The sequence below is a fragment of the Zophobihabitans entericus genome (genome assembly GCF_011745665.1).
Classification (GTDB): domain Bacteria; phylum Pseudomonadota; class Gammaproteobacteria; order Enterobacterales; family Orbaceae; genus Zophobihabitans; species Zophobihabitans entericus.
In genome coordinates, this window is the sequence record NZ_CP050253.1 from 267,699 (window position 1) to 285,446 (window position 17,748).

14 protein-coding genes and 2 tRNA genes are annotated in these 17,748 nt (G+C 39.5%); 6 read left to right on the top strand and 10 right to left on the bottom strand.

The window, feature by feature from the left end:
* The first annotated feature begins 93 nt into the window (after positions 1 to 93).
* The 3 genes from IPMB12_RS01245 to dhaK all read left to right on the top strand — a co-directional run bounded on the left by IPMB12_RS01245 (position 94) and on the right by dhaK (position 5,469).
* The gene (locus IPMB12_RS01245; protein ID WP_166914161.1) at positions 94 to 2,469 is read left to right on the top strand and encodes a glycoside hydrolase family 31 protein; all 2,376 of its coding nucleotides are present in this window, start codon (positions 94 to 96) and stop codon (positions 2,467 to 2,469) included.
* Between the two features lie 99 nt (positions 2,470 to 2,568).
* On the top strand, positions 2,569 to 3,705 hold the full coding sequence (locus IPMB12_RS01250; protein WP_166914163.1) for a glycerol dehydrogenase: 1,137 nt from the start codon (positions 2,569 to 2,571) through the stop codon (positions 3,703 to 3,705).
* Between the two features lie 3 nt (positions 3,706 to 3,708).
* Complete coding sequence (dhaK, locus tag IPMB12_RS01255; protein WP_166914165.1) at positions 3,709 to 5,469, top strand: dihydroxyacetone kinase subunit DhaK; 1,761 nt, start codon at positions 3,709 to 3,711, stop codon at positions 5,467 to 5,469.
* Positions 5,470 to 5,765: 296 nt separating this feature from the next.
* Here dhaK and IPMB12_RS01260 read toward each other — a convergent pair whose 3' ends face one another.
* Positions 5,766 to 8,150 carry an autotransporter family protein gene (locus IPMB12_RS01260; RefSeq protein ID WP_166914167.1) on the bottom strand — a complete coding sequence of 795 codons (2,385 nt, stop codon included), beginning with the start codon at positions 8,148 to 8,150 and terminating at the stop codon, positions 5,766 to 5,768.
* A 211-nt stretch (positions 8,151 to 8,361) separates the two neighbouring features.
* Entirely contained in the window at positions 8,362 to 8,583 is a 222-nt protein-coding gene (locus IPMB12_RS01265; RefSeq protein WP_166914169.1) for a substrate-binding domain-containing protein, read from the bottom strand.
* Positions 8,584 to 8,744: 161 nt separating this feature from the next.
* On the opposite strand from IPMB12_RS01265, the gene IPMB12_RS01270 reads away from it, so the two are divergent.
* A complete protein-coding gene (locus IPMB12_RS01270; protein ID WP_166914171.1) occupies positions 8,745 to 9,731 on the top strand; it encodes a zinc-binding dehydrogenase in 987 nt (328 codons plus the stop codon).
* Between the two features lie 106 nt (positions 9,732 to 9,837).
* On the opposite strand, the gene IPMB12_RS01275 is transcribed toward IPMB12_RS01270, so the two are convergent.
* The 6 genes from IPMB12_RS01275 to IPMB12_RS01300 all read right to left on the bottom strand — a co-directional run bounded on the left by IPMB12_RS01275 (position 9,838) and on the right by IPMB12_RS01300 (position 15,627).
* Positions 9,838 to 11,367 carry an L-serine ammonia-lyase, iron-sulfur-dependent, subunit alpha gene (locus IPMB12_RS01275; RefSeq protein WP_166914173.1) on the bottom strand — a complete coding sequence of 510 codons (1,530 nt, stop codon included), beginning with the start codon at positions 11,365 to 11,367 and terminating at the stop codon, positions 9,838 to 9,840.
* A 51-nt stretch (positions 11,368 to 11,418) separates the two neighbouring features.
* Entirely contained in the window at positions 11,419 to 12,504 is a 1,086-nt protein-coding gene (locus IPMB12_RS01280) for a YkvI family membrane protein (protein WP_166914175.1), read from the bottom strand.
* Positions 12,505 to 12,853: 349 nt separating this feature from the next.
* Positions 12,854 to 13,408, bottom strand: coding sequence for a helix-turn-helix domain-containing protein (locus tag IPMB12_RS01285; RefSeq protein ID WP_166914177.1), 555 nt, complete (start codon positions 13,406 to 13,408; stop codon positions 12,854 to 12,856).
* A 127-nt stretch (positions 13,409 to 13,535) separates the two neighbouring features.
* Complete coding sequence (locus IPMB12_RS01290; protein WP_166914179.1) at positions 13,536 to 13,796, bottom strand: hypothetical protein; 261 nt, start codon at positions 13,794 to 13,796, stop codon at positions 13,536 to 13,538.
* A 107-nt stretch (positions 13,797 to 13,903) separates the two neighbouring features.
* Positions 13,904 to 15,082, bottom strand: a complete 1,179-nt coding sequence (locus IPMB12_RS01295; protein WP_166914181.1) for a TCR/Tet family MFS transporter — start codon at positions 15,080 to 15,082, stop codon at positions 13,904 to 13,906.
* 89 nt (positions 15,083 to 15,171) lie between these two features.
* Positions 15,172 to 15,627, bottom strand: coding sequence for a carboxymuconolactone decarboxylase family protein (locus IPMB12_RS01300; protein ID WP_166914183.1), 456 nt, complete (start codon positions 15,625 to 15,627; stop codon positions 15,172 to 15,174).
* An 84-nt stretch (positions 15,628 to 15,711) separates the two neighbouring features.
* Here IPMB12_RS01300 and IPMB12_RS01305 point away from each other — a divergent pair, with 84 nt between their 5' ends.
* Positions 15,712 to 16,665 carry a helix-turn-helix transcriptional regulator gene (locus IPMB12_RS01305; protein WP_166914185.1) on the top strand — a complete coding sequence of 318 codons (954 nt, stop codon included), beginning with the start codon at positions 15,712 to 15,714 and terminating at the stop codon, positions 16,663 to 16,665.
* A gap of 306 nt (positions 16,666 to 16,971) precedes the next feature.
* Here the strand turns inward: IPMB12_RS01305 and IPMB12_RS01310 are convergent.
* Positions 16,972 to 17,048: transfer RNA gene (locus IPMB12_RS01310), tRNA-Pro, on the bottom strand.
* A 5-nt stretch (positions 17,049 to 17,053) separates the two neighbouring features.
* Positions 17,054 to 17,129, bottom strand: a tRNA-His gene (locus IPMB12_RS01315).
* A gap of 344 nt (positions 17,130 to 17,473) precedes the next feature.
* Between IPMB12_RS01315 and ptsH the strand changes: the two genes are divergently transcribed.
* On the top strand, positions 17,474 to 17,731 hold the full coding sequence (ptsH, locus tag IPMB12_RS01320) for a phosphocarrier protein Hpr (RefSeq protein WP_166914187.1): 258 nt from the start codon (positions 17,474 to 17,476) through the stop codon (positions 17,729 to 17,731).
* The last annotated feature ends 17 nt before the right edge of the window (positions 17,732 to 17,748 follow it).

A 17,748-nucleotide genomic window follows, 5' to 3' on the forward strand; every position in this document is an offset into this window, starting at 1 on the left:
CTTACCGTTACCATCTCTAAAATAGAATAAATTCGGTATCCTGACGATCAAGATAGCAGTATATTGATACCGAGATAAAAAAGGATTCATCTTATGAAGACATTAAAGAATTGGCAATTTAAACAACAAGATAATGATTGTATCGAGCTCTTAGTTGATGATAAGTACAATTTTTGTATTTATGTTCTGGAGCAAAAACTATTCCGTGTTTTAATCAAACGTAATAACCAGCTCTCTTTAGACAGAACCTGGAGTATTGCTCCGACTCAAGACACCCCCATCGAAGGACGTGATCGCCTCAGTACAGAAGGGTTCTCTTTGCCTGTTTATCAGTTATCAAAAAGTGACGATAAAATTATTATCAGTACTGAGCAACTACGAGTAACTGTCACTCAACCACTGACTCTGACATGGGAATATAAAAATGCTAGCGATGAATGGGAGCTACTGGTTGCCGATCGTGGTACCGGAGCTTATCTGCTAAATGCCCACGGTGATGGTATTGCACACTATCAGCGCCGTTATAAAGATGAACAATATTACGGCCTGGGTGAAAAAGCGGGTGATCTAAACCGTGCTGGCCGTCGTTTTGAAATGCGTAACTTAGATGCAATGGGCTATAACGCCAAAGATACCGATCCACTTTATAAACATATTCCTTTTACTATCACACGTCGTAATGAGGTCAGCTTTGGTCTGTTTTACGATAACTTAAGTTGCTGCTGGCTGGATTTAGGTAAAGAGCTGGATAACTACCATCTGTCATATCGACGTTATCAGGCTGAAGCAGGTGATATTGATTACTATCTCTTTGTCGGGCCAAAAGTTCTTGATGTGACAAAATCGTTTGTACAACTTACCGGAAAAACCTTCTTTGGACCTAAATGGAGTCTAGGTTATAGCGGTTCAACCATGCATTACACTGATGCACCCAATGCTCAGGAACAACTACAAGAGTTTATTAAACTGTGTAAAGAACACGGTATTCCATGCGACTCATTCCAGTTATCATCCGGCTATACTTCAATTGGTAACAAACGTTATGTATTTAACTGGAACTATGACAAAGTGCCTCAACCAAAAGTCCTGTCTAAAGCCTTCCATGACAATGGTTTTAGATTAGCCGCTAATATCAAGCCGTGTTTATTGCAAGATCATCCAAAATATCAGGAAGCGGCAGCTCAGGGATTATTTATTAAAGATTCAGAAAGTGACAATCCTGAGCGCTCAGTATTCTGGGATGATGAAGGCTCTCACCTTGATTTCACCAACCCAAAAGCCTTTAACTGGTGGAAAACAAACGTCACTAAACAACTACTGGAAATGGGCATTGATTCAACCTGGAATGATAATAATGAGTATGAAGTCTGGGATGGTGAAGCACGGTGTTACGGTTTTGGGAAAGAGATTCCAATCAAACATATTCGTCCGGTTATGCCACTGCTCATGTGCCGTTCCTCAATGGAAGCGCAACAAAAATTTGCACCAACTATACGTCCTTATTTAATCTCTCGTTCTGGTTGTGCCGGTATGCAGCGCTACGTACAAACGTGGAGTGGAGACAACCGTACCAGCTGGCAAACACTACGCTATAACACGCGTATGGGTGTCGGCATGAGTTTATCAGGCCTGTATAACGTTGGTCATGATGTGGGAGGATTCTCCGGCAACAAACCTGATCCAGAGCTTTTTGTCCGCTGGGTACAAAACGGTATTATGCATCCTCGTTTCACGATTCACTCCTGGAATGATGATAAAACAGTTAATGAACCATGGATGTATCCGGAAATCACACCAATTATTAGAGATACAATCTGCCTGCGTTACGAATTACTCCCGTATTTCTATAACTTGTTATGGCAAGCCCATAATGATGATGAGCCAATGCTTAGACCAACATTCCTCGATCACGAGCATGATGTGAATACTTTTGCGGAGACAGATGACTTCCTGATCGGTAAAGATATTTTAGTGGCCAGCGTGGTTGAGCAAGGCCAGCGCGAAAGAACAGTTTACTTACCTGATAATGAAACAGGCTGGTACTGCTTCCATACTCATCAATGGTTCACAGGTAAGCAATCAATCACCTTACCTGCACCGCTGGAAACTCTGCCTCTACTTGTCAGAGCAGGTTCAATTATTCCGACCGCTAAACGCATGGCTTACGTTAATCATAAAGAAGATAACTACCGTGAGTTTAGAGTATTCCCGGCTAAAGGTGTAGCAAAAACAACCGGTTCATTCTTTGAAGATGACGGTGAAAGCTATGGTTACCAGAAAGATCAGGCTCTTTGGATCGACTGGAAGATGTCTTCTACCAATGAACGTATCGATTTAACGTTAAAAGTAAAAGGCAAATATGTTCCGGCATGGAAAGAACTTGCCATCACTTTACCAAAAGATGAGAAACGCCCGATTTATATCAATAATAAAGTGATGGATAAAGTAGCTTTACAGACACTGAAATAATCATCCCCGACCACCACCATGTCAAGGTGGTGGTCTATTTTAAATATCTGAAATGATTGTATGGGCTTCATAGCCTGTAATCACAGATAAGGAGCAGCTATGAGAAAGGCATTTATTTGTCCAACTAAATATATTCAAGGTGAGAACGAGTTACTTAATTTAGGCTATTTTGTTAAAGAATTTGGTTCTTCCGCGTTATTAATTGCTCATCCTGATGATATTACTCGCGTAAAATCTCAGCTGGATAGTACAGCAAAGAAATTTGCAATCACATTTGTTACCAGTGATTTTAAAGGTGAATGTTCACGACAGGAAGTAAAGAAACTCAAGGAAGTCGCACAAAATAATAAGTGTGATTGCATCATTGCTTTAGGCGGTGGTAAAGCCATTGATACTGCCAAATGCGTAGCAGAAGGTCATAATTTAATTATTGTCCCAACCATTGCAGCAACTGATGCTCCAACCAGTCACTCTGCGGTGTTATATACACCAGAAGGTGCTTTTGATGATTATGCATACTTTAAACAAAGCCCGAATGTCGTACTGGTTGATACCACAATTATCGCCAAAGCACCGACTCGCTTTTTAGTCTCAGGTATGGGTGATGCACTATCCACTTATTTTGAAGCGCGCGCAAACCAGCAATCTTATGCTAATGTGAATGCAGGCCTGCCTTGTGGCGCCCGCGTTGGTGATTGTCTACCCGCTAAACCGACACTTGCCGCTTATGCACTAGCTACACTTTGCTATGAGACTCTACTCAATGACGGTTTAAAGGCCAAGCTAGCCTGCGACCATAATGTGGTAACGCCAGCACTGGAAAATATTGTTGAAGCGAATATTTTATTGTCCGGACTTGGTTTTGAAAGCGGCGGACTGGCAGCTGCACACGCTATTCATGATGGTTTAACGATTTTAGATGAGACTCATCATTATTTTCATGGTGAAAAAGTCGCCTTTGGTACACTAGCACAGCTCGTGCTGGAAAACGCACCAATGGAAGAGATCGAGCAGGTACTAGAGTTTTGTTTATCCATTGGACTACCCGTGTGTTTAGCTGATATTGGTGTGAAAAGTATTACGGATAAACAACTGACCGAAATTGCTGAAAAAGCCTGTATTAAAGAGGAATCGATCCACGCGATGCCATTCTCAATTACTGTTGATACAGTAAAAGCTGCTATTATTACCGCAGATCAAATTGGTCAAAATTATAAGCAATGCGGAGGTCAATAATCCATGAAAAAAATCATGAATCAACCGGAAACAATGGTACTGGAAATGTGTCACGGCATTGTGGCAGCAAATCCACAACTTGAGCTTATTACCAAATATAAAACCATCAAAAAACGCCATATTGATACGAGTAAAGTGACGCTGATTAGTGGTGGTGGCAGCGGGCATGAACCTGCTCACGCAGGTTTTATCGGCTCAGGTATGCTTGATGCGGCTGTGTGCGGAGATATTTTTGCCTCCCCTTCACAAATTCAAGTTTATCAGGCGATCAAAGCAACACAAAGTGCTAAAGGTACGCTGCTTATCATCAAAAACTATAGCGGCGATATGATGAACTTCCAAAATGCGGCGTTTTTAGCTGGCATGGACGGCATTAAAGTTGATTATGTCAAAGTGGATGATGATATTGCTGTTCAGGATAGCCTTTATACCGTTGGTCGCCGTGGCGTGGCGGGAACTGTTCTGGTACATAAAATTGCCGGTGCAGCTGCCGAGAAAGGCTTATCGTTAAATGAAGTAAAAACTGTTGCCAGTAAAGCTGCCAGTCAGGTCAGAAGTATCGGCTTTGCGTTCAATTCTTGTACCGTTCCGGCTAAAGGTACTCCAACCTTTTCCTTAGCGGAAGATGAGATGGAATACGGTGTCGGGATTCATGGTGAACCGGGTATTCGTCGTGAAAAGATTGTCTCAGCACAACAGCTGGCTAATCGTATGGTGAAAGCTGTTGCCGATGATTTAAAGCTGGGCAAAAAAGATGATATCGCGGTGCTGATCAATGGCTTTGGGGCTACACCGTTACTTGAGTTATATATTTTAAATTATTACGTTTCGCAAGAACTGGTTCAGCTTGGTGTCAAGCTGGATAAAATTTTTGTCGGTAATTATATGACCAGCATTGATATGGCGGGTGCCTCACTCTCTGTCATGAAACTGAATGATGAGTTAAAAGGTTATCTGCACGCTAAATGCGTTACACCAGCGTTTAATGTTTCTGGTCAGGAGTGTTCTGATAAAGCGGACTTCCAGCCGATGTTGAGTAGTCAGCAAGCAAATCAGCAAACGATTGATCTAACTAAGACCGGCAGCGCTATTATCAAAAATAATGTCATCTCCTATGAGAATTTAAAACAGATTATTTTCCAGATGGGTGAGATTATTATCGCCAATGAGCAGGCATTTTGTGAGCTTGATTCACATGCCGGTGATGGTGATTTTGGCATGAGTGTGGCAAAGGGCTTTAAGCAACTTAAAGCAGAGTGGAATGATATAGTCTCTCAGTCAGGCGATATTGGTAGTTTCCTTGATCACTGTTCAATTGTGATAATGGAGCATTGTGGTGGCGCTTCTGGTCCGATTTGGGGCTTTGCCTTTAAGTCGGCGGCAAAAAGTTGTGAGAATAAATCTCAACTGACTGTCAGTGATTTTGCTCAGATGCTGCAAGCCAGTGTAAAAGGTATTCAGACTGTGGGAGAGAGATCGTTTGGTCGTGGTGCTGTGGTTGGTGATAAGACGTTAATTGATGCCTTAGTACCTTGTGCTGATAGCTGGACTCAGTGCAGTCAAAAGCCAACCAGTATGCAGGAGGCTTTTGTGTCAGGAGCTAAAGCGGCCGTTGATGGCGCGAAAAAGACCGAGCAGATCACCGCCAGAATGGGACGAGCAGGAACCGTTGGTGAGAGAAGTATTGGTTATCCGGATGCCGGCGCTCATGCGCTTGGCGTTATTTTCACTGAGATTACCAGCAGACTTAAGTTTGAGAGTTAATAAAGAGGTTAAGCGCTGCCGCAGTTCAGGCTGGCAGTGCTCGATTTCATCATATTTCTTATCCGCGATGTATTCGCTTTCTTCCTATCTATTTGATATATAATAAGTTTTAAATTTATAACTCTTTGATTAATAAGCAGTTTTTATATAATGTGATTTAAACAGTGAATAGCATAGCTATGTTACGCAACTCAAGACTAGCGGTGTTGTCAGATTGGCGTTTAGCGGGGAGCACGCCCCGCTGCCGTGTATCTTTTTGCAGTTCATAAAGCGCGACTATGTCGCGCAACTTATAATTAGAAGTTGTATTTTACGCCGACTTGTCCGCTGGCACCTTCGTATTGATCTTTGCCCCATTGCAAACCGATATGACTGTAAATATGCAGTTTCGGTGTGATAGCACCCTGCATACCGGCTTTCACTTCAAATCGGTTACTTGGAGTGTTATCCGCGATTTGCTCACCATTAAATCTTAAGGTGTTTTTAGCGCTGTTATAGAGCCAGTTCGCTTCTAAAAATACCTGAGCATTTTTTTGATTTAGCGCATCACGCAGGTATAAACGCCCGCCTAAACGGGTTGAGAAACCACTAGCATCATCATCAGAGACACGGACACCATTACTGTCTGTGTGATTATCTGCATCATAATAGGTGTAAGCCACCTGAGCGTGTGGCTCAATCATCCATTGCCAGCGTTCACTCTCAGCAAACTTATAGGCATAACCTGCTTCAACAGAATTAGTCCATGCACGGCTATCATATGTACTGCTTTGAGTTTCATTATCAAACCAGTTGTACATTGTCCATGCATCAACATACCAGCCTTCAGGGAGCTTTTCATTATCGTACCAGGTGAAATAGGCACCAAGACTGTAACCTTCAATATTTCCTTTCACGCGACTACCAGTAACCTGACTTTTGGTTTCAGTATCATTTTTACCATATGCCGCCATCAGACCAATGTGGTAGCGGTTATTATCATTATCTGTCCATTGAGCGATGTCACCACCTAAATGCACTAAATAGCCAGTATTATGTTGTTTGAATAGATCACCGCCCGCTAAATTTTTAGAATGTGTGGTTGCCAATCTAACCCAAGCTGATGACTGACTGTCATTATCATTTCTAAAACGCTCTGCATACTGAGGCTCACCTAATCTATCGTGTAAGCTGTGCATAAATAAACCGGTTGCTGCAGTCTGATTACCTAAATAAGTACCGATATCCGGATTGAGTTGTTCGCTGGTTGTTCTTAAATACCAGTTTTGATCGGCAGCATTAGTTGTTGAGCCCTGATGCAGAGTATATTCATAAATACCAGCACGAACAGGACTGTTTAAGGCAAAGTTGTTACTGGTTGATGTGCCATTCACTTCAACGACTTTAATCCCATCACCTGAAGTTAATCCACCTGAACCACCAGAGTTAGTGATGTTAAGTAAGTGCTGACCCGCACCACTTTGGCTAATAATGATTTTATCAGTCTCTTGAGAACTGCCGTCATCCAGTTTGGTTTGCATCCAAAATGTATGATTTGTTCCCGACAGTGTACCCATTGTTAAGGTTTTATATGCTCCTGCTGATGGCATAAAATAAATATCACTATCCGAACCACTCAGCAATGTTAGTGCTGAATTTTGGTCAAAATACCACTTAGAATCCGTAAGATTAAAATTAATTACACCGCCACTTATCAGCGCAGTATTTCCATCAATAATTGAACCTGCTACGGTACTCATATCAATCTGCGAATTGGCGCCAGAAGAGATAAAATGCCCACTCACATTGACGAGTGCATTATTAACCAGAATCTTGCCCCCATTTATGGCAAATAAGGCATAGGAGCTATCTGCTTTTGATGCAAGGATTGAGAGGGTATTGGCAATTTTTACTGTGCCAGCAGTAGAATAAACACCAATACGACTATAAGTATAGCCATTATCAATAAAATTTATGGATAAACCGTTGTTAAAATCAGCCTGATTATTAGAGTTATACATCCCATAATTATAACCAGAGAAGCTATGTGTCGCGGTCATATTAATCGAAACCGCGTCATTTAATGTCAGCTTACCATTTGTACTGGTAAAATTAAGGATACCAACAGAGCTTGTATCAATATCATTCAGATCAATTTTTACTTGTTTATCAATGGTAGTTACACCCATATTCTGGATGCCTATTGAGCCTGCCTGCACATTAACATCATCAAAACTATTTTTGGTATTGTTCCCTAAATAGATACCAAATCCAATTTTATCTGGACTAATAACATTGGCAGTGCCTGTGACATGTAATTCTGAACCTGCATCGGTGGAAGCCAGGGCAAAGTAGTCATTTCCTGCGCCGACGACTGCGGTTAATCCATTATTAAAATAGGCTTTTGCACCAGTTACAACAAGGATAGCATCTCCCATGCCATTGTTGGTTACATGGACGTGGTCATCAACAATTAATATGGCATTGAGTTCGCTACTTAAAACACCGGTATGGGCCATACTGTCGCTAAGATAGGCGGTACCAGTATTTTGAATATGAAGTGTGTTTCCGGCCCCTTTGACAAAAGTATGTCCGCGCGGAAAATCTGAATCGGTCAGAATAGTTGTGCCACTATTAGCGGTGTTTGTTAAGCATGCTAATAAAACACCAAGATAGATTGGTGTATAACGTCTTCTTTTCATTCCCTACCATTCCTTGTTAATATAAAATTAACATATTTCTTTATTATGTTTATTTAGATTGATCATATTTCTTATAGTTTATTGTGTAATAATACATGGTTATCTCAAATTTAGAAATATCGTTTACACAGAAAATTGTTGCAGATCACAATAATGAATATCTTTATCTGATAAGGGTTTGGATAGATTTAATGGTAGAAAATGATAAATCTTACGTTGTTTCTCTAGCGATCAGTTTAAATCCAACATCTACCATTTTTTGCTCAACTGCTTTCCCTTCAATTTTATCAACCAACATATCAGCAGCGTGCACACCAACTACATGTTTATCAATAAATATGGTAGAGATTGCCGGATAAGCCAGTGCTGAAGATGAGAAATCACTAAAGCCGATCACAGCCAGTTGTTCCGAAATTTTGATCTTACAGCGCATCGCTTCTGCAATACTGAGCGCTGAATAGTCATTTACCTTTTAAAGCGCCGACATCGTCGCGCAACCTGAATGGCACTTTACTTCATTTGTCTGTGCATTGTAAGATGTTGGAATATTCGATTTTAGATATTTTTCTTAGCCACCATTAATGGATAAATCATATGAAACTCACAGCAAAATCATGGACATGGCAACATAAAGGTGAACCTACCGATCTGGTTTTAAAAGATAAAGTTATTCCGACCTTAAATGATAATGAAGTATTAATTAAAAATACCGCTATCGGGCTTAATCCTGTTGACTGGAAACTTATTGAGTGGGGGCATAGTCAGTGGCAACCAGATACTGTACCGGGTGTTGACGCTGCCGGAGTGATCATTGCAACGGGTAAGAATATGCAACATTGGCGTATCGGTACCCGTGTTTGCTATCATACTGATTTATCAAAAGATGGTAGTTTCAGTACGCATACGATTGTATCCGGAATCGCTATTTTACCTATCCCTGATTATATTACTGATGAAGCAGCCGCTGCTTTCCCTTGTCCATCACTCACTGCATGGCAGGCATTTGAAAAGATCCCAGCTTTAGCCGGTAAAACAGTTCTGGTTAGTAGTGCAGGTGGTTCAGTTGGGTATCTGCTCACTCAACTACTGATTCAGGCAAATGCAAGGGTTTATGTAACGGCTAGTACCAAACATCATGCCGAATTTTTAGCGATGGGCGTCATTAAAGCTGTCGATTACAAACAGGCCGATTGGCAAAATCAAATGTTACAAGCCCTGCATGGCAACCATTTTGATGCTGCTTTTGATATGGTCAATGGTGAACACGCTGCATCTTTAGTCAAACTGCTTGGTTATTATGGGCATTTAGTTTCGGTTCAGGATCGGGTCGAGCAAAATCCAGTTCCTGCATTTACGACCTGCGTTTCACTACACGAGATTGCACTCGGAGCTTTTCATAAGTTTGCATCACCAGAGCAAATCACACGCCTGATGCGAGATGGTGACAACCTATTAAAACAAATCGGACAGGCATTTAAACAGCGTAATCTGTCCGTTGATACTTTTGATAATCTACCAAAACATTTAGCTGAGATGAAAAAAAGTCATTCATCAACAAAGTATATAGTGAAGACTGAATGACTTTAAAGAAGAGTATATTTACTCTTCGCTAGCCTCCAAAAGATGAATTTTTAGTTCATGTTTGGAGGCTTTATTATTATTTTATTACAAATAAGTTCATCTAACTTTATAACTTCTCACGTTTTATCAATAAACTTTGTGCAAGATAGTTTCCTGTTTTAGTTGTACATAATCCGCCCTGACAGGTACAACGAAAAGCTGCGGGTAGTTTCTGTCCAACGTCATACATAGAATGAATAGTTTCATCCAGTGGAATGACAGGATTGAACCCCCACATCACCATATTTGCTGATAATGCTGCATTGCTTACTGAACTTACATTACGACTAATACAAGGAATTTCAGTCAGTCCACCAACTGGATCACAAATAAGCCCAAGCATATTTTGTAATGCCATAGAGGCAGCCTGAAATGCCTGTTCAATATTCCCACCTAATAATTGTACAATACCTCCTGCGGCCATAGCACTTGCCGACCCATTCTCGGCCTGACAAGCTGCAACTTCGGCACCAAAAGAAGCATTATTTGAAATAAACGACCCAATTAACCCACTAACCAGTAACCCTTTCATAATATCTTTTTTAGGTAAATTGAGACTTTCACCAATAGTGATAATTGCAGCAGGAATAACCCCACTTGAGCCCGCTGTTGGTGCAGCAACAACAATATTATGTGCGCAGCTGTTTTCCATGACAGAAATAGCCGCTAAAGCAGCCTCATTTAACACACCTGATGGTATTGCATTAGTACTTTTAATCGCCTGTTTCATTTCCTGAGCTTTATAAGGTAAAAAACCATACATAGGTGTTTTTTCCGGATCAGGGGGAATAGTCGACAGTTTCATGATGTCATAAGTTTGTTCTGCCAATTGCCATATTTCTTCCTGCGTGACTTTGCTAATTGAAATTTCATAATCCAGAGCAATTTCCCACATCGGTTTTCCTGTTGCCTTGGCATAGGCTAATGCCCCTTCAGCATTAGTAAAAAGTGCAATAGGGTTTGGTTGTATTGCAACTGGCATAATGACTGGTGCGTATTTTACCCATAACACATTAGGTTGTTTATTAAGTGCTAAGAGTTTTTCTTTTGTTTTTTCATCAAAAGCTGATACAGCGTGTAACATCCTGCCATCTTTTGATGATGTGTTTACTATCACATCTAACTGATCCAGCATTTCAGTTATTTGCGTTGCATGACCGGACGCGGAACAGATAAAAATCTGCTCTTTAGCACCATCAATAAATACAGGTAAGCCATTTAATTCAACAATTTCAAACATTCCTCCACCGGTTGAAAATGTTAAAACAGATAATTCAATTTCATTTTTTTCATTATAGACATTAATTAAAGCCTCATTCGGATGCCTCGAAGAAAGCTTTTGTTTAGAAAACCAGATTTCTTTACCTAAACTTTTTGCTATTTCTACTGCATCTTTGACCTGAGCGTTGTCTGTTTTAAAACCCAATAATCCACCGGTAAAACCGAAATTCGACCCCTGACCAATATACGTTTCAGGATAAGAGCCACTTTCATCAAAAATAATATTGGCTTTGTTGATTTCTCGTCCAAATAGCAATCTTGTTTCTAACCCAATTCTGGCACAACCTGCAGAATGGGAACTCGAAGGGCCGCACATAATCGGCCCCAAAACATCATTAAAAATACTATGCACAATCATATAGCCTCATTATTTGCGATGTTTAGCTAAGTAAATACGAATAAATTTCACTACCATCAAAATCACGATCAGTGAACCGACATATCCACTCATGATATAAACAGCATTGATAATGACATCGAATGGCACGGCAACCGCACCCAGTAATGCAACAATAGAGACACCCCAAATGATCAATTTATGTTTTTTAGTCCCTTCATCTGAGAATTTAATCGCAATAACGTGCAGCAATGGTGTAGAGATGGTATAGATAGCAAAGAAGATTAACGCACCAAATGCAATACCTAACGGAGCCCAAATTTCTTTGGCTAAGAATAGATTGATAATTTGCCTATTGGCTACCTGATCAATATTAGAAGTAATAGCAAAAGAAGCCATGATATCAAGCAAGGCATAAATCACTAAACCAATACTTTGACCAATCACTAATGGTTTGAAATCAAATTTTGTGGCTAAATCTGCAGAGAATGCTGCTAAAAATAGTACCATTAACCCAACTAAAGAAATACCGGAAAGAAACCAATTGGGAGCAACTTTTAATAACTCAAATTCACCTTCTTCAATACGAACCGCATTCATATCGATATTACTACCATTCATCATCAGAGTGGCAATACTCACAATAATCACAAATGCAGTTAAAAATGGCATGATGATACCAAGTGACTTAAGAACTGAATTTAATCCGATGGATACCGTTCCGGCAGTGATAATAGCTGTAATGACTGCACCAATAATTAGCGGTAGACCATATTGTTCGTACAGGATTGAACCACCTGCTGCAATCTCGGCAATAAACATGGTAAAGCAGAACAACAGCGAGAACCACTCGATGACTTTGCCAACTAGCGAACCACAGAAGAAAGTGAAGACTTCCGTTCCTTTGGTACAACCGCCATACTTACCCGCATAAATAAAACCAATATTGACAAAAATAATTACTACACTAAACACCAAACCAACGCCAATAGCGTTATGCCCAAAAGGAACAAAAAACTGTATTGTTTCTTGACCACTCATAAACCCACCACCAATCAGGTAGCCTAAACTCGATGCAATAAAAATATATACCTGGCTTAAAAATAGTTTATTCATACATTATCCTCACCTAAATTTTAATATTTTTGAAATTTACACTTGGAATTATCATAATCATAAAAAAATAAGCTTAATTATTTACAATCGTAAATATAAACTATCATAATTATTATTTTGTTCTATATATATTTTCATAATAATAAAAAAATATTTATATTTGTGAATTAGATCAAATTTATATCAATATTGATGATAACTAAAAAGAATATAGTGATTTACAAACAGGATGAGTGACATGAGTTTATTAAATAAATATAAGTGGATATCTTGAAGTTTAATAACAAATGAGAAATTAAAATTATCAAGTGATATGAATGGAGGGATAGTGTACTCAAATCCCGCAAATTTATTTTTTCTTATAGAACCAGTAGCTAATACAAGTCGAATCACCTACATTTTTAAAAGTATGCAGGGTGTTTTTCTTGATATAGATAGTATCGCCTGCGTTAATAATGAATTCTTGATCTAACATCTCTATACATAAACTTCCCTGAGTGATGATAGCAAGTTCGTCATAATCATGACCCCAGGAAGTTCGTTCATAATTAATACCTTTCTCAACCGTAATACAGATGCCTTCTATATCGTTCTCACCACTATTTAGCATCTCATATTTAACTTTTCCCGCTTCTGAGAAAAAAACCTCTCTTTCACCCGCTCTAATAACAGGGCTTACTGTAGAATCATGAGCAGCCAAAATATCAGTAATGTTCACATTTAAGGCAAAACACACTTTTTGTAACTGATATATAGTTGGGCTGATTACGTTTCTTTCCAGATTACTTAAATAACCACTGGATAGACCACTTGCAGCCGATAGCTGTTGTAATGTCTTATTTTGCTGTTTCCTGATTTCTTTTATTCTTAGCCCAACATTACAATCCGGAAAATCTTCGTTCATTGATTCATTACGCCTCAGTATGACTTTATTTATCCTATAAAGATTATATCGAAATTTAACCGTGTCAAGATGTTATATTACAGGAAGTTGTCGTAGTTTACTTGCCAGGTTTTTATTTTATAATCCATCAATAATATTCTATTTCTCTGGTAGCAAATATAGACTCTGTTGGTGAATCACTATCTGTCATAATAGTCACTTTAGTCCATTCACCATACTGGTTGTAATCACTAAAAAGCATTTCACTACTCCCTTCGGATCCATCAGCTAAAGTAGCCTGCATTTCAAGTCGGCTGATGCGCATTTGATCATCATAAAAGAAAGTATTTTTTTCTCTATAGAGCTCCTGATCATTTTGAAATATGATCTCCAAAGTCTCAGCAATCATATTCTCTTGCCACTTAATTCTGTATGGCTTTCACCTGCTTCCTTACAACCTATTAACTTTCTGCTAATATTTTTATTTTTGGTGCCAATTAAAATGACTTAAATAGTTTAGATCTTCACCGTTCTGGTACTACGAATAATGAGTGGTATAGCAATAATATAAACGACCACAACCGATAGCCAAATAGCACCAGGCCAATCAGCCTGAACCACAAAGTAAAAGGTTGAAAAAACAAGCGGAGCTATGATAGAAGCTAAACTCACAGCCGATGCCAGCACCCCCTGAAACTGCCCCTGATGGTCGGGATCAACTTGTCTGGTTGCCAATGATTGCAATGCTGGTGAGCCAATGCCACCCAGGGCAAACATAGGCATGATAGCAAACACAATCCAGCTTTGTGTGGTGAAGGCTAAAATAGTCAGCGCAGTACAGGAACAGGCAACACCCACTAATACTGCGCCACGTTCACCAAATAACTTAGTTGCAGGGCCCGGTAAAAATGCCTGTACTAGCGTCTGGCACACACCAAATGCACCCAGTGACAAACCTACCCAGAGTCCATTCCACTGAAAGGTATCAAAGCCCCAAAGTGCCCAGCAGGTACCGTATACTTCTCCTGTTGCACTTAAAATGAAAAAGACCAGAACAATGGGTAGAATCCCTTTCATAGTAAAAGCCCAGCGCAGAGGTCTTAAAGGATTAAGTGAACTTAAATTAATTTTTTGACGCATTGGTGTTCTGGATTCAGGCAACACAAATAGTGCCAGCAGAAAATTACAACCATTGAGTACCGCTGCGGCAATAAATGGCAATCTTAGCCAGTAATCACCAAGGATCCCACCAAGTACCGGACCAATAATAAACCCGATACCAAACATAGCGTTAAACAGACCAAATCGTCCTGCTCGTTCATTTTCTGGCGTAACATCTGTGATATAAGCCATCGCAACCGAGACATTGGCGCTACTTAAACCAGCAATTGCCCGACCAAGTAATAACATCCAAAGATGTGGTGCAAATGCCATAATCACGTAATCAATGGCTGCACCTGCTAGTGATACCAGCAGCACCGGGCGCCGGCCGACATTATCACTCAGCGCCCCCAGTACCGGAGCAAAAATAAATTGAATCGCTGCATACAACGCCGTCATAATTCCAATGTAAGGGGCAATATTATGTGCGTGCGTGACTTCTTCAAGCAACCTTGGCAAAATAGGGAAAATAAGACCAATGCCGGCAGCATCAAGACAAATTGCAGCAAAAATAACAATCAGAGGTTTGTTCATAAATAAATTCCTTTATACCAGAACAAGTATAAAGGAACTCTCAAAAAAGCCATAACTGCATAGGTAATAAATAGTTAATATTCTTTTATTTATTCTACCGGTGCTACTTCATAACGACTGGCAATCCCGATACGATTCCAGGCATTCATGGTGACAGATAGCCATTCAACAGCCGCTACTTTTTGTTCACCTAACGTCTGAGTAGCTTTATGATAAATAGCATCAGGAATGTGATCTGCTGCAACTAGTGTGATCGCTTCAGCCAGATCAAGCGCGACCAGTTCCTCTTCAGTATAGTACTTTGTTTCATGGCGTACGCTCAGTAAGCTAATTCGTTCATAACTCTCATTGTCTTTACTGGCATCCTGCATATGTAGACGAATACAAAAAGCACAGCCATTTAATTGTGAAATATGTAATTTCAATAAGTGAGCAAAACCGGACTTAATCCCTGACTCAGCGATCATTTGATTCACTTCTTTATCCATTTGAGCCATCGCCTGATAGACCTTAGGTAGAACTTTGCCTAAATTAATTCGTGTCATTTTCTTTTTCCTTAATATTTACATCATTAGAATAACTGTTATAACCTAATAAGGTTTCAAAAACTGATACCTTTATATTTTATTATGAAAAAAATTTTACGTTTGCAGCAAATGCAGCTGTTTCTAAATGGGAAAAAGAAGTTTACTGTACAGGACATTATGCAGGAATTACAGATTTCCCGTAGTACTGCACTACGTTATATTGCCGATATGGAAGAAATCGGTATCCCTTTTTATAGTGAACGCGGTCGTCATGGCGGCTTTTTAATTGCTTCAACTTATCAACTTGCACCTATCCGTTTTAGTGCCGATGAAATTAAAGCCATGCTATTTGCGATATCCAGTATGGATGTATTCCAGTCCACACCGTTTAAACAGCAATTTAGTTTAATTAACGATAAATTAAAACAGGTTTTACCAAAAGAAGAACAAACAGCTTACCACAAGTTACAAAAACATCTGGCTGTACGTACGATTAAGCAAATTCATAAGACATTGTATTTAGATACACTATTGCAACATACTCTAAACAAACAAAACATTCGCTTAACACTCACCACCGGAAAAGTTTACAGCTTAAGACCTGTGGCACTCTGGTATGAATCCGGTAAATGGTTTGTCGCCGGTTACGCCTTTAATGTTAATGATTTACGGGTGATTCGTTGTGATCTTATTGCACGTTGTCAGATAGAAACCAATAACCTGCAAGTACCTGATTCTTTAACTTTAGATGATTATCATTTAGGAAATGTGAATACGTTAAGACAACCTCAAAAACAGCTTATGTTTTATATTCATATTCAAAATGAAGGGCTGGAACATTTTTATAGCAGAGCATTTACCCATATTCAGGTACAAAAAACTAAGCAAGGTACTATTTTATCGGCACCTTACCATGAAGAAGAATTTGAGTATGTACTGGATTATATTAACGGCTTCTCACGTTATTTAATCGATATAGAACCAGCAGAATTAAAACAACAATATTGTGAAATGGTGAAGACGAGGCTGCATAAATTACAGGTTGTGGGTGAGTGAATTAGTATTATTTGGGGGTGTCATTATTGGGGCTGGTAATAAAAAACCCCCAATTAAACCCCCAGATATGTTTGAGGAGTTTATAACTTCACTAGACACTAAAACACAACAGATTGATTTTATTAGGTTGGTTATTAATGCAAACAAAAGAGAGATTACTCGTATCATCCTGATACTCGCCCTGCGGGCCGTTGCTTTGCAACGTTCAAAATCGTTCCCGACGATTTTGTCAAACCTCCTGCGGAGGTTCTCATCCTTGGTAAACTCTGGGCGTAAAAAAACCTGCTATAAGCAGGTTTTCTAAATTGGTCGGCGAGAGAGGATTCGAACCTCCGACCCACTGGTCCCAAACCAGTTGCGCTACCAAGCTGCGCTACTCGCCGAAAGATGGGGTGGCTAATGGGATTCGAACCCACGACAACTGGAATCACAATCCAGGGCTCTACCAACTGAGCTATAGCCACCGTCGCTAAGTATAAATTTCTACTTGAAGCGGACGAAATAGTACGCATTTATAAGCACTCTGTCCAGTAGATTTTGCATAAAAGATATTTTTTGTCTATATTCTCAGCAACTCGCCTTCCTATAAGGCCAATTAAATCCCTTGTTTTTATTAAGCATTTTGTCTAAATTCAACAAATACTTGTGTCGAAGCGGATTACTAGAGATAATAGTGACTTATTTTGTAACTATAAAATGGCTGCAATGTAAGTTATTGCATTGATTAAATATCACCAGAAACTCAATGAAAAGCTAATGTGTATATTTATATCAGGTCATAATAATTAATCTCAGGAGTTAATGCATTATGTTCAAACAAGATGTCACTATTACTGCACCAAATGGTCTTCATACTCGTCCTGCGGCTCAATTTGTGAAAGAAGCGAAAACATTCAGCTCTGAAATCACAGTGACCTCAAGTGGTAAAAGTGCTAGTGCTAAAAGTCTGTTTAAACTACAAACACTTGGTTTAACTCAAGGAACACTTATTACGATTTCTGCAGAAGGCGAAGATGAGCAACAAGCAGTAGAGCATTTAGTAAAATTAATCCCAGAATTAGAATAATCTCTGCGATCCCATTT